General features: G+C 52.4%; 11 protein-coding genes and 1 riboswitch. Of the genes, 2 read left to right on the plus strand and 9 right to left on the minus strand.

What is annotated here, in order from left to right; translation table 11 throughout:
- Positions 1-8: 8 nt before the first annotated feature.
- On the minus strand, positions 9-824 hold the full coding sequence (locus KNP72_RS03260) for a nuclear transport factor 2 family protein (RefSeq protein WP_214751651.1): 816 nt from the start codon (positions 822-824) through the stop codon (positions 9-11).
- A gap of 171 nt (positions 825-995) precedes the next feature.
- Between KNP72_RS03260 and pruA the strand changes: the two genes are divergently transcribed.
- Positions 996-2,540, plus strand: coding sequence for an L-glutamate gamma-semialdehyde dehydrogenase (gene pruA, locus KNP72_RS03265; RefSeq protein WP_021066482.1), 1,545 nt, complete (start codon positions 996-998; stop codon positions 2,538-2,540).
- 85 nt (positions 2,541-2,625) lie between these two features.
- Here the strand turns inward: pruA and KNP72_RS03270 are convergent, their stop codons facing one another.
- The 7 genes from KNP72_RS03270 to KNP72_RS03300 form a co-directional block, all read right to left on the minus strand.
- Positions 2,626-3,720: an HD-GYP domain-containing protein gene (locus tag KNP72_RS03270; protein ID WP_214832107.1), complete on the minus strand. Its 1,095-nt coding sequence runs from the start codon at positions 3,718-3,720 to the stop codon at positions 2,626-2,628.
- Positions 3,713-5,620, minus strand: coding sequence for a GAF domain-containing hybrid sensor histidine kinase/response regulator (locus KNP72_RS03275; protein ID WP_214832109.1), 1,908 nt, complete (start codon positions 5,618-5,620; stop codon positions 3,713-3,715). The genes KNP72_RS03270 and KNP72_RS03275 overlap by 8 nt, the downstream gene beginning before the upstream one ends.
- Positions 5,621-5,928: 308 nt before the next feature.
- Positions 5,929-6,393 carry a 6,7-dimethyl-8-ribityllumazine synthase gene (gene ribH, locus KNP72_RS03280; RefSeq protein ID WP_285800934.1) on the minus strand — a complete coding sequence of 155 codons (465 nt, stop codon included), beginning with the start codon at positions 6,391-6,393 and terminating at the stop codon, positions 5,929-5,931.
- A complete protein-coding gene (gene ribB, locus KNP72_RS03285) occupies positions 6,390-7,574 on the minus strand; it encodes a 3,4-dihydroxy-2-butanone-4-phosphate synthase (protein WP_214832111.1) in 1,185 nt (394 codons plus the stop codon). Before ribB ends, ribH begins: the two co-directional genes overlap by 4 nt.
- A complete protein-coding gene (gene ribE, locus KNP72_RS03290; RefSeq protein ID WP_214832113.1) occupies positions 7,574-8,215 on the minus strand; it encodes a riboflavin synthase in 642 nt (213 codons plus the stop codon). The genes ribB and ribE overlap by 1 nt, the downstream gene beginning before the upstream one ends.
- A complete protein-coding gene (ribD, locus tag KNP72_RS03295) occupies positions 8,196-9,275 on the minus strand; it encodes a bifunctional diaminohydroxyphosphoribosylaminopyrimidine deaminase/5-amino-6-(5-phosphoribosylamino)uracil reductase RibD (protein WP_214718027.1) in 1,080 nt (359 codons plus the stop codon). Before ribD ends, ribE begins: the two co-directional genes overlap by 20 nt.
- Positions 9,276-9,427: 152 nt before the next feature.
- Positions 9,428-9,570, minus strand: a riboswitch (FMN riboswitch).
- 94 nt (positions 9,571-9,664) lie between these two features.
- Positions 9,665-10,477 (minus strand): undecaprenyl-diphosphate phosphatase, encoded by an 813-nt coding sequence (locus KNP72_RS03300; RefSeq protein WP_214832114.1) that lies wholly within the window; start codon positions 10,475-10,477, stop codon positions 9,665-9,667.
- 453 nt (positions 10,478-10,930) lie between these two features.
- Here KNP72_RS03300 and KNP72_RS03305 point away from each other — a divergent pair, with 453 nt between their 5' ends.
- On the plus strand, positions 10,931-11,572 hold the full coding sequence (locus tag KNP72_RS03305; RefSeq protein ID WP_235045171.1) for a homing endonuclease associated repeat-containing protein: 642 nt from the start codon (positions 10,931-10,933) through the stop codon (positions 11,570-11,572).
- Between the two features lie 342 nt (positions 11,573-11,914).
- Here the strand turns inward: KNP72_RS03305 and KNP72_RS03310 are convergent, their stop codons facing one another.
- Positions 11,915-13,597, minus strand: a complete 1,683-nt coding sequence (locus tag KNP72_RS03310) for a GGDEF domain-containing protein (RefSeq protein ID WP_214832115.1) — start codon at positions 13,595-13,597, stop codon at positions 11,915-11,917.
- Between the last annotated feature and the right edge of the window lie 123 nt (positions 13,598-13,720).

Consider the following 13,720-nt stretch of genomic DNA (forward strand, 5'->3'; position numbering starts at 1 on the left):
TTTCCTCCTTATCCGAACGACGGGTCGACGAGGTTCTCGTCATACCCATCGATCGCTTGTTCTAATTTTTGTTTGAGCGGTTCGAGCGACTCGAGATACTCGACCGGGTCTTCTGTTGCAGCGGCCTTTTTAAGTGCTGCCTCATTGTCGGTATACCACGTCCGGTACGCCTCGAAGTAGTCGGCCATCGTGTCTTGATTCTCCGGCACGGTGAGCGTCTCCGCCATGAGCAAGAAGACGTTATTGTCGGCCTCGAGCGCGACGTAGTCGGTCTGGGCGTTCACTTGGTCATAAATCGGGCCGGCCTCGTCTTCCGGCACTTCGGCGAGACGCGCGTTTGCCTCTGCGTTCACGCCATACTCATTCGCCTCGATGCCGGTCAACATGTCGCCGACCTCCCCAATCACATCGGCCGGGATGAGGGCCGGGGTGACGACGAGTTTCCAGTCCTCACCGTCTTTGATGGCGACTTTCGACAGTCGGTTCGGCAGTTCGTTGCCGTCCGCATCCTCCATCTCGTGGACGATGAACGCGACGTCCCCGTCCTCGTTCACCCAGCTCTCGTACATATCGCCCGGCGTGAGATCACGCATCTCAGCACCAGTCGCCGGAATGTCGGTCAATTCGCCCGCATAGTCGATGTCGGCGAGAGCTTCCGCATCCCCGCTTTCGAGCGCTTGTTGGTATGACGTATACAACGTCTCGACCTCTTCCGGGAGCGGCGCTTTCGTCTCTTCGGCTGCCTGTTCCGTCGGTGCTTCGTCCGCCGTCCCGCATCCCGCGAGCAATACGGTCAGCGCGAGCGGCATCATCCACTTGTACATTCAATCATTCCCTTCGCAAGTCGTCCTGTACCCTCATCCTACCACGACTCGATTTCGAGCGAAAACGACACGCTTTTCTGGAAAATTGTTTCACTAGGATTTCACTAGGTTTTTCGATACAATACAGACGTAAGCGCTTCAATATACGATCACTTTTAAGGGGGAACGAGAATGATTCCATACAAACATGAACCATTCACAGACTTTACAAACAAAGAGAACGCCGCAGCTATCCAAGCGGCGATCGAGAAAGTCAACGGTGAGCTCGGAAAAGACTATCCGCTCGTAATCGGTGGGGAGAAAGTTACGACGGAAGGCAAAATCACGTCTTACAACCCGGCCAATAAAGAAGAAGTCATCGGTCACGTCTCGAAAGCGAACCAAGAGCTCGCGGAGCGTGCGATGCAAGAAGCACTCACAGCGTTCGACTCATGGCGCCATGTCGACCCGGCCGTCCGTGCCGACGTCTTGTTCAAAGCGGCGAACATCGTCCGCAAGCGCAAGCACGAGTTCTCGGCTTACCTCGTCAAAGAGGCAGGCAAGCCTTGGAACGAAGCGGACGCGGATACAGCGGAAGCCATCGATTTCATGGAGTACTATGCACGTCAAATGCTCGAGCTCAAACCAGGCAAGAAAGTCGAGAGCCGCCCGGGCGAATATAACCGCTATGACTACATCCCACTCGGGGTTGGGATCGTCATCAGCCCTTGGAACTTCCCGTTCGCAATCATGGCAGGGACGGCCGTTGCGGCCATCGTTGCCGGTAACACGATCCTCTTGAAACCAGCATCGACGACACCGATCGTCGCTGCGAAATTCGTCGAGGTCATGGAAGAAGCAGGTCTTCCGAAAGGTGTCCTCAACTTCATCCCAGGACCAGGCGCAGAAGTCGGTGACTATCTCGTCGACCATCCAAAGACTCGCTTCATCAGCTTCACAGGTTCACGTGACGTCGGCTTGCGCATCAACGAGCGTGCCTCGAAATTGAACGACGGCCAAATCTGGCTCAAACGCGTCATCGCAGAGATGGGCGGAAAAGATACGATCGTCGTCGACGAATCAGCGGACCTCGAACTCGCGGCCCAGTCAATCGTCAAATCGGCGTTCGGCTTCTCTGGTCAAAAATGTTCGGCATGTTCGCGCGCCGTCATCGTCGACAGCGTCTATGACACAGTACTTGATCGCGTCGTCGAATTGACGAACGAACTCTCGGTCGGCAACACGGAGCAAAACGAACACTTCATGGGACCGGTCATCGATGCGGCCGCGTTCAAGAAGATCACGTCGTACTTCGACGTCGCCAAAGAAGAAGGCAAAATCGTTGCCGGCGGTAAAGCTGACGACTCGACAGGTTACTTCATCGAGCCGACGGTCGTCGCTGACGTCGCACCGAAAGCACGCCTCATGCAAGAAGAAATCTTTGGACCGATCGTCGCCTTCACGAAAGCGAAAGACTTCAAAGAAGCGATTGACATCGCCAACAACACGGAATACGGTTTGACGGGTGCCGTCCTCACGCGTGACCGCTCGAACCAAGAGTACGCGCGTCAGAACTTCCACGTTGGGAACTTGTACTTCAACCGTGGTTGCACAGGCGCCATCGTCGGCTATCAGCCGTTCGGCGGGTTCAACATGTCAGGGACAGACTCGAAAGCAGGCGGACCGGATTATATCCAGCTCCACATGCAAGCAAAAACGACGTCTGAGACGTTCTAATCCAAAAGCCCGGCTCATCTGAGCCGGGCTTTTGTCTGGAATAGGGGATCTATGAAGGACGAAGCCGTCGCGCTTCTTGCCTCAATCAAATGGTAAACGGAGTCTGAGCGTTACGCTCTACCTGCCCCGCCTCGTAAATGGAATCAAACACAGTGGAGAAAAGCAGATCGTGATTCAAAAACAGATTGAACAAGTGAGGATCGAACGCACCTTCCATTTGACCCATGATTTTCAATGTCTCTACATGTGAATAAGCGGGTTTATATGGCCGCATAGTTCGTAACGCATCATATACATCGACGATGCTTACAATTCGCGCCGCAAGCGGAATTGCTTCTTCAGATAGACCATGGACATAACCTTGCCCATCCCATCTCTCGTGATGATAGAGCGCGATGTCCATCGCCATCTGGGTAAAGGGATTTTCCGGAAATTGCCGATGGAGCTCTCCAAGCACTTCGCCCCCAACTCGAACATGTTCTTTCATGAGTTGCCATTCCTCTTCAGTAAGCCTACCTTGTTTTAACAAGATCGAATCCGGGACGGAAATCTTTCCAACGTCATGTAGCGGTGCTGCCAGACGAATCGCTTCGACGAACATTGGATTAACTTGTGCACTCGATTCCGTTAAAAGAAGCTCCGCCAAACTTGTCGCGAGCGCTTGTACTCTTTCAATATGATTACCGGTATCGTTATCGCGCAAACCAGATAAGCGGAGTAACGTCTTGACTAGCCCCTCCTGATACTCGTGTAACTGTTTGTCTTTTTCTTCTAGATTGTACGAGAATCGTTCGCGTTCATTCACATGTTTTAATTGAGCGTTCAGACGTAGCAATACTTCTTCTGGGTGAATCGGTTTCGTAATGTAATCTTGCCCTCCCACTTCAAAAGCACGCACTTTATCATACGACTCGGTCAGCGCACTTAGAAAAATGACAGGGATATTTGGATTATATCGTCTCCGAAGAATCTCACAGACTTCATATCCGTTCATATCAGGCATCATGATGTCCAATAAAATCAAGTCGGGTTGCACTCGCTCCATCGCCTGTAACATCAATTTACCGTTCGGGTAAACACGTACGTGGTAATCGGCCTGATGTAAAATGTCGTATAACAGCCGTAAATTGGCCGGTGTGTCATCGACTACAAACACGATTCGTTTTTTGGCTTCACACATCAGCTTCCCCCCTTAACGCTTGATGAAGCAGACGATTTGCGAGCTCGTAATCAAATTGATCAATCGCTTCCCATATCGGTTGTAAATGAGGTGTCTCCATCCGGTAATCGCTCACCAAGTGTTCAATCGTTTCCACATCCCCTTCTTGAATGGCTGTGTACACGTCGGACAACATCGCTTGTGAATCCACGATGATGGTATTTCGGTGCCGATGCATGACCTCGAACAATAGGTTTGGATGAAATGGCTTCGAAATGAACGCACTTGCGCCTGACGCAAAGGCTTTTTGGCGATCTTCGTCGAACGCGTTGGCCGATATGATAATGATTGGTGGACAATTAGCATGCGATTTGAGTCGAGTAGCTACTTCGATTCCATCTAGATCAGGCAACCGAACGTCCAATAAGATCATATCGTAGCGCTCTGTTCGAACTTTTTCGAGCGCAACGTTGCCTAAAGAAGTCAAACTGACTTTGCAGCCAACCGCTTCGAGTAGTTCTTGTAAAATATCTTGTTGGGCTGGCGTATCCTCGACGACTAGGACGTGCATGTTTGAAAATCGAACGTCCGTCCATGTCTCCGACTCTGAATTGACGGTCTCCACTCTCTCATTCTGTTCGAGCGGGAGAGTGAATGTAAACCGACTACCGTGTCCAACGCTACTCTCCACTTGAAGATCGCCTCCAAGCAATGTAGCGTATTGCTTGCTGATTGGAAGCCCTAAACCGGTGCCCTGCTGTTGGTCGGTATACTTTTTTTGATAGAACGGTTCGAACAGTAGCTCCAGTTCTTGCCCTTCGATTCCCCGACCGGTATCTGTGATGATGAAACAAAGTTGACTGGCGGAAGCCGAGACCTTGATTCGGATCCTTCCTCGGTCCGTAAACTTCAACGCATTATGAATGAGATTGATTAAGATTTGTTTCACTTTCGTCGGGTCACTCCCGATTTGATTTGGAACACATTGGTCCACTTCAACCAATAGCTCGATACCTTTTTGATACGCCATCATTTCGAACATACGATAAAGATCCTCGATCATGACAGGAAGTGAGATGGTTTGTTTCACGATCTGTACATATCCCGATTCGATTTTTGACATATCTAAAATTTCATTAATGAGCATCAGTAAATGTTCGCCATTTTGGAGAATGTCTTCGACACGTCGTTTATTTTTTTGATCTAATCCTTCTTGTTTGAGTAAATGGGAAAATCCAAGAATCACATTTAACGGGGTTCGAATTTCATGGCTCATATTGGAGAGAAATTCACTTTTGGCAATGTTGGCCCGTTCCGCTTCTTGCTTCGCGACAATCAATTGCTGGTGAATCATTTCACGTTGCGCTTCAACCCGGTGACGTTCGACTGCCCCGAGAAGTGCATTGCTAAAATCTTTTAGTACGTTTTGTTCATGTTTCGAATACGTTCGTTCTTGCATGACAGAATCGAATCCAACGAAGCCATGACAGTAATTCCCGCTCATCATCGGAACCGCGAGAAGACTTTGAACCTGTTGAGGCTCGAGAATTTGTCGGATCCCACTTTCAACGGGTAATGCTTCGACTTGAGGAATGTACATCGATTCGCCTTTCATATGGGTATTCACCCATTCAGGAAGCGCATCTAACGGGACGTTCTGTAAATTATCCAACTCGGACGAGACGCCTGGTGCACACCACTCAAATGTATTGTGACAAAGTTTCTTTTCGAAATCATAATCAAATACATACACCCGATCCGCTTGAAAGTAACGCCCTAGTTCTTCCAAAGAATGATTCACCCGCTCCGAGAAATCGTCCAACGATGTAGTTAAAAAACGATTGAGTAACAAAGACACTAAATGATGCAATTCTTCTTGCTTCCGCAACTCATTTTCCAGTGCCGTAATGACGTGCCTCATCCAAACCCCTCCATCATTCTCATATATATAAGTATCGGTTATCCAACAGAGATTTTGAGTCTTTTTAACTATTTTAAACTGGGTATAAATAACTAAAAACGAGTTTCACAGACTTCGCTTCACGTTCGATTGCGGGCAAATGACGGGAAGCGCCAATCTATCATCCTGACACGACCGTCTCCATAGCATTTCTTTCAGTTAATGTCAGACAGAGCTCCTCAATCCCTTCACACACATAAAAAAGAAGAACCAAATTGCGATATGCGACTTGGTTCTTCAACAGCCTGAGGAGCGACAGTCGTTCTTTTTTAAAATTGTTTCATTAAGTTCGCCATCTCGATGGCCGCCGTTGCCGCTTCCCAGCCTTTGTTCCCAGCTTTCGTTCCGGCCCGCTCGATTGCTTGCTCAATCGTCTCTGTCGTCAAGACGCCGAAAATGACCGGTACTTCTGACTGGTAACTCGCCTGGGCGACACCTTTCGCTGCTTCGCTGCAGACGTAGTCGAAGTGTGGTGTCGCGCCGCGGATGACGGCACCGAGTGTGATGACGGCGTCATACTTCTTGCTCATCGCCATCTTCTTCGCGACGAGCGGAAGTTCGAACGCTCCCGGGACGAACGCGAGTTCAACGTCGTCTTGTTCGACGCCGTGGCGCTTCAACGCATCCTTCGCCCCGTCGAGCAAACGCATCGTGATGAGATCATTGAACCTTCCGACGACGATTCCGACTTTCAAGCCTTTTCCGACCAAGTTTCCTTCGATTGTATGCATCATGATTCTTCTCCTCCAAAGTGGTTCATTTTTTGTTGTTTCGTCAATCTATACTGCTCGTTCGCGGCATGGGCGCCGACAAGAATCGGGACCCGTTCGATGACCGTGAGGCCGCACGCTTCCAAGGCGTCGACTTTTTCTGGGTTGTTCGTCATGAGCCGGACGTTCGTGATGCCGAGGTCACGCAACATGGCTGCGCTGACCCGATAATCGCGTAAATCAGCGTGCAGACCGAGGGCAACGTTCGCCTCGACCGTATCAAGCCCTTGTTCCTGTAACTCGTACGCCTTCAACTTGTTGAGCAGACCGATGCCGCGCCCTTCTTGACGCATATACAAGATGACACCGCCTTCGGCCTCCACTTTCGCCATCGCGGTATCGAGTTGCGGCCCGCAGTCGCAACGATACGAGCCGAACACGTCGCCGGTCAGACATTCGGAATGAATCCGGACGAGCGGTGCGTATTCGAGCTCACCTTTGACGAGCGCGACGTGTTCTTCCCGATCGAGGACGTTCCGATAACCAATCAATCGGAAGTCCCCTTTCACCGAGGGGAGCGATACGTCCGCCTCTCGTTCGACGAGGTCCGTCTCCATATAACGGACGAGCGCCTCAATCGTGATGAATTTTAAATCATGCGCTTCCGCGACGCGTTCAAGGTCCGGCACCCGGGCCATCTCGCCGTCCGGGCGGATAATCTCACAGATGACGGCGACCGGTTCACTGCCGGCGAGGCGCGCCAAATCGACCGACGCTTCCGTATGTCCGCGCCGGACCGAGACGCCGCCTTTTTTGGCGATGAGCGGGAAGATATGTCCCGGACGTTGGAAATCGGCCGGACGGGCGTTGATGTTCGCGAGTTCGCGCACCGTATGGGCCCGTTCGCCCGCCGAGATGCCCGTCGTCGAATCGACGTGGTCGACACTGACCGTAAATGCCGTGCCGTGCGGGTCGGTACTGTTCGTGACCATCGGCTGCAAGTCGAGCCGGACGGCCACTTCCTCGGCGAGAGAAGCGCAGACAAGCCCTTTCCCTTCCGTGATGAGGAAGTTCATCGTCTCTGCTGTCATTTTGTCCGCGAGCACGACGAAGTCCCCTTCGTTCTCCCGGTCCTCGTCATCGACAACGATGATGGGGCGTCCCTTCTTCAAGTCTTCGACTGCTTCTTTGATTGTATGGAACATTACCATCCCGCCTTCCCATATCCTTGTGACGCGAGCGATTCAAGCGTCATCGGTTTTTGACTTACGAGTTTTTCCATATATTTAGCCAACATGTCACATTCCAAATTGACCGCGTCCCCGGCCTGCTTCATCCCGAGCACCGTCTCACTGTACGTGTGCGGGATGAGCGACAACGTGAATCCGCGTTCCGTCACGTCAAACACCGTCAAGCTCGTCCCGTCGACCGAAATCGAACCTTTCGGGACGATATAGCGGAGGAGCGATGGCTCACAGCTGATGTCGACATAGACGGCGTTCGCGAGCGACCGTTTTTTGACGATGCGCCCGACGCCGTCGACGTGACCCGAGACGAAGTGACCGCCGAAGCGTCCGTTCGCGGGCATGGCCCGCTCCAAGTTGACGCTCGTGCCGGGGCGGACCCCGTCGAGACTCGACGCCTTGAGCGTCTCCGGCATGACGTCGACCGAGAAACTGTCACGGTCGAACGTCGTCACCGTGAGACAGATACCGTTGACAGAGATGCTGTCACCGAGTTTCACATCCTCAAGCACGACCTTCCCGGCAAGCGTGAGCCGGAGGGATGGCCCGTTCCGTTTCACTGCTTTCACACTGCCGATTTCTTCAACGATTCCCGTGAACATCGGACTCCTCCTTTCGCATGATGAGCTTGATGTCGGTGCCGACCGTCTCGACCGATTGCACGTCATACCGCTCGATCACATCGAGCGGACCGTCATGATGCGAGCGGTAGAAACCACCCTTGCCACCGAACACGCGTGGCGACTGATACATGACCCACTCGTCGACGAACTGTCCGTCCAAGAGCGAGGTGACGAGCGTCGGTCCCGCTTCGACGAGCAGGCGACCGATGCCGCGTGCGTAGACGTCTTGCAGGAAAGCGTCGAGCGACGTGTACGCCGCGAGTTCGACGCCACGCTCGATAAACGCGTCCCGTTTCGATACATCGTCAGACGTCGTGTAGAGCAATACCGGCACATCGTTCGCCGTCCGGACGAGCTGACTCGAGAGCGGCGTCCGCAACTCCCGGTCGAGCACGACCCGGAGCGGTTGCGTCGTCTCGCGGTCGAGCCGGACGGTGAGCGCCGGATCATCGGCGAGCACGGTGCCGACACCGGTCAAGATCGCATCGACCGTCGACCGCAGTTCATGGACGTCCCGTCTCGCTTCGGTCCCGGTCACCCACTTGCTGTCACCAGTATCGAGGGCGACTTTGCCGTCAAGACTCGTCGCGGTCTTCAAGACGACGTAAGGCCGTCTCGTCTCGAGCGAACGCAAGAACGCCACATTGAGCGCTCGTGCCTCACGCTCGAGCAGTCCGACCTCGACTTCAATCCCGGCCGCTTTCAATCGAGCGATGCCCTGTCCCGCCACGAGCGGGTTCGGATCGCTCATCGCGATGACGATCCGCTTGATGCCCGACTCCACGACTAAATCGGCACACGGCGGTGTCTTGCCATGATGCGAGCACGGTTCGAGCGTGACGTACATCGTCGCGCCATAGGCCGCGGCCCCGGCCATGCGGATGGCGTGCACTTCGGCGTGCGCTTCCCCCGCCTTCAAGTGGGCGCCGAACCCGACGACCCGACCGTCCTTGACGATGACGGCTCCGACACGCGGATTGACGCCGGTCGATGAGGCGGATTTGGCCAATTGGATGGCTTGTTGCATGTACTGTTGCATAATCTCCCTCCTTGTTTCGTACAAACAAAAAGACCTCAAGGAATGATCCTCAAGGTCTCGGTGGGAGCCGTTCATCGTCATTTGGGCAAGCCAAATAAGCGTTTTCTTTACAGAAAAACGTACGACGAACTACAGGTCGCATGGACCTGTCATGTTTCCTTCTCCCATCCAGACTATACTGTCGGCTCTAGAATCGCACTAGATCCACCGTTCGCACACGTGCGCCCGGGTCACGGACTTAAGGCTCGCGCCCATCACCGCCGGTTGGGACTTTCACCCGACCCCGAAGGAATATTTGTTTGTACGTTTCCACTTTAGCGCAAAAATAAATGGATGGCAAAACGAAATGCGCAAAAAAAGCGCCGCTCGTATGAGCAGCGCCCTGTAAATCAAGCCAAGAATAAAACGACGAGGAGTCCGACAATCCAGCAATATAACGAGAAGTATTTGAGCTCGCCTTTCGCCATGATGTGTTGGAACCACTTGAGCGAGATGGCCGTGAGCGCATACGAGGCGATGAACGCCAAGATGAGCGGTCCGAACAAATCACGTGTCTCTGGATTCGTGAACAACTCCGGTCCATCTAAAATCGTCACCCCGAGACTGATCGGGATGAAAAGGAAGAACGAGAAACGAAGCGCCGACTCTTGCTTGATGCCGAGCAACATCGCCATGACGATTGTCGCCCCGGAACGGCTGATGCCTGGGATGAGCGCGACCGCTTGGGCGAGACCGATCAAGATGGCGTCGCGGAGCGTGATGCCGCTGTCTCCTTTATTCCCTCGCATATTCCGGATGAACCAGAGCGCGACCCCGGTCAAGATGAGCGTATAACCGACCGTGGCGACGCCACTGAGCTTCTCGCCAATCCAATCGCCGAACAGGACGCCGAGCACACCGGCTGGGACCGTGGCGACGAGCAAGAGACCAATGAACTTGACGTCGACCATCGTCTCGTCACTGCGGTCCTTTTTAAACAAGAACGTCCACAGACTGACGATGAGACGGATGACATCCTGCCGATAAATCGTCAAAACAGCGAGTAATGAAGCAAAGTTCACGAAAATCTCGAACGAGAGTCCTGGTAATTGAATATCAAACAGCTCTTGGAAGATGACCAAGTGACCGCTCGATGAGATTGGAATCGGCTCGGTGAACCCTTGAATCAAGCCGAGCAGCAGATAAAATAACCATATTGTCATATCGTATTATCCTCTTTTCTTTTTTACATCAATTCCATTATTTTAGCAGACCGTCCGTTTCACTGACCACCCTTTCAAAAAAAATCGTTATTTTCAAAACTTTCATTTGATTAGTCTGAAAATTAAATTTATTATAGAAGAGTACTCAACTGGTGCGACGGTGATGACCCCATTGGCCAGTTGGGTACTTTTTTCGTACAGATTATTACATATTAGCCACGATAAAACTTTTTGTTTACAATTGAATCCATTTAATATTAAATTTGTAATAGAACTGTTACCATTTTTTCAAAGTGCTAACAGGACTTTAGACCTAACAGTTCATAAAATCAGTTTAAAAAAACTTGAGCAATGCACTTATAAATTATAAAAACTGGCCGATAGTATGATTGTAGAAGCAACTTCGTCATCTTTATCGGTTCAGATATGAGTCCATGGAAGGAGGAACCATCATTGAGTCAAACGTTATCCACTAAATCCCACCACTTGTCCACCGAACAGCAGAGGATGATTCACTGCATTCGGCTGCTCGGCGACTTGTTGAAGGAACGTCCACGACGCTCTGTATATCGTCGCTTCGCGATGGAACAAAGCTGGCCGTCTCCCGAGTCGATTATCCGACAATTCGGGTCATGGGCCGAGGCGCTTGCCATCGCCGGCTACGAATGGCACGGCGAGGCGACTGTCGATCTCCCGGACAAGATGCCAAAGTACACGCGTGAAGATATCATTGAGACACTCGCCCTCTACTCACGCGACATGGGATCGATTATCACGCTCAAAAAGTATCAGGAATGGCGCAAACTTCATCCGAAGGCACCAAGCCATTACCATATCGTCAAGACGTTCGGTTCGTGGCATGACGCCTGCGCCGAAGCCGGACTTGAAGCGAGTGTGACGTACTCGAAATCCGAGCTCTCCACCGCACTCCGTGAAGCGATTCACGAGATGGGTTTCTCTCTTTCATTCGAAGCGTATCGCGAATGGGCAAAACGGAACAACAAACCATCCACAAAAGCGATTCTTCATCGCTACGGTTCATGGTCAGCTGCGATTCACGCGGTCGAGTCAGAAATTTTCAATCAGAAATTATAATCTTTCATTCATAAGGAGGACGCCGGGTATCCGGTGTCCTCCTTTATTGTGATAACAATTGATTGCTTGAGTATAGAGGATTTCCACCTCAGCCGGCACCCTCCGTTCCTGGGGCGCTGCGGATGCCTCCGCAGCGCGTGCCGCGCTTTACGGGGTCACCCTTGCATCGCTCTCCCCTAGGAGTTCGGGCGCCGGCCTTGGTTAGCAAATCCGAACACATATCACCTGCGTTACAGACAAATCTCAAATGATAGAAACTGGTTAAGCTTCATGTCTGTTCGAGTCTAGTCATGGCGGAACAGAAGTAAAGGAGAATCTCGATGATTGAGATTCTCCTTTTTATCATTGAATCCGTTCCGTCGACGTGTCGCGATAATGGGCGACACGGTCCCGGCCGTTGAATTTCGCACCGACGTACATGGCCCGGTCGGCATTGCGTAACAACGTATCGAGGTCCTCATACTCATGAATTGTCTCGATGCCGATACTCGCCGTCACTTGGACCCGAATCCCTTCGGAGCCGAATGGATGGACGCGAAGCGCTTGGCGAATCTTCTCCCCTGTCACGAGGGCGGCCGCCTCGTTCATGCGCGGGAAGACGAAGACGAACTCCTCGCCGCCGTAACGAGTGACGAGATCCCCGCTCCGGACGAGACGACTGAACAGCGCCCCGGCCTCGATGAGCACTTCATCTCCGAACGCATGACCATACGTGTCGTTAATCGACTTGAAGTGATCCAAGTCGACCAAGAACACGGACAACGGATACGACGCGATATCGTTCAACCGCGCCTTCGTCCAACGCTTGAGCGCCCGTTGGTTCGGCAACCCCGTCATCGGGTCGGTCAGGCTCTCATGCTGGAGCCGGTTCCGCTCGTCAATCCGTTCGAGTGACCAGGACAAGGTTTTCAACAGACGATGAATTTCGACGGCAATCGCTTCTTCATATGCGCCGTTCGCCGTCGTCGAAATCATGCAGCTGACGGCGTTCGTTGTGCTCGACACCGGCTGGATGACGAGGGCTGAATGATGCAGCTCGGTCTGGTGCGCTTGCAGGTCGGGATGCCACTCATGGAGCGAATCGTATACGAAATATGGTTCTTCCGCATCGCGATGCCGTTCGAGCGTAAAGGCGTCGCCAATCGGTTTCGACTTTCGTCCGCTGACATCGTAGAACGTGCGGTCGCCGGTTCGATTGACTTGCAGCCAGCCGCGCTCGAGTTCGACGACTTCCCTTAACCCGTTCCAAAACTTCTCGATGAGCAGTTGCTCGTTATCGACCCGGTAGAGCTGTTCTTTCAAACGTTCGACTTGGTCGATTTTCGATTGCGTCTCCTCGGTCTCGGTCGCTTTGGACAGACCCATCTTGAGGAGCGACAAGATGAGGAACGTCGCCATCAGGCCGGTATAGCCGAACAATTGGAACGCCTCAATCGCGACCATCGTGAACAACAGCTCGAGCGAGATGACGAGCCAGTCGAACCGGAGCAGACGCCACATGATCGGGAGAGGAATCCGTTCACCGATCAAGAACCGTGATAAGAGGAAGCTGAATCCTAGGACGAGGAACAAGACGGCGAAGAAGCCGAGTAACGCCGTACCTTGTTCGAGCAGATGGACGTTCGGTCCAATCTCTCCGCCAAGACGCAAATAGACGAGACCTGGAAAGACGAGCAGCATCGCCTCAATCAACGTGTTGAGCGGATAGAAATGTAAAAACCGTCGCCGTCCAACTTTGTTTGTGAACGTCCGGGCCTGGAACGTTAGCAACAAGAGTTGCCCCATCAGCAGGGCCGGGAGCAGACCGTACAAGAAGAACGTCATAAAGACGAACATCTCATGGAACGTGAAGTGCAAGTGCCGCCGCTTGAGCGGGTTCATGACGAACAGGGCGCCGAGTGTAAAGATGAACCAAAACAACGACCAATCGAACGTCCCGATCCCGAGCCACATATAGGCGAGAATCCCCATGAAGACGATCGACCACGAGAACCAGCTCCTGACGAGGTACTTCCGAAATCGCATCGTCTCCCCCCTTTCCTTTTCCGTTATCATTCTTACACAGTATGAAGGTTCTTGGTTGAAGATTCCAGCCGTCGTTTGAAAGTTTTGACAATAAAAAAAAAGACCGCGACTTTCGTCACAATC

It is taken from the genome of Exiguobacterium sp. s152 (assembly GCF_018618335.1).
In the GTDB taxonomy this organism is placed as follows: Bacteria; Bacillota; Bacilli; order Exiguobacteriales; family Exiguobacteriaceae; genus Exiguobacterium; species Exiguobacterium chiriqhucha.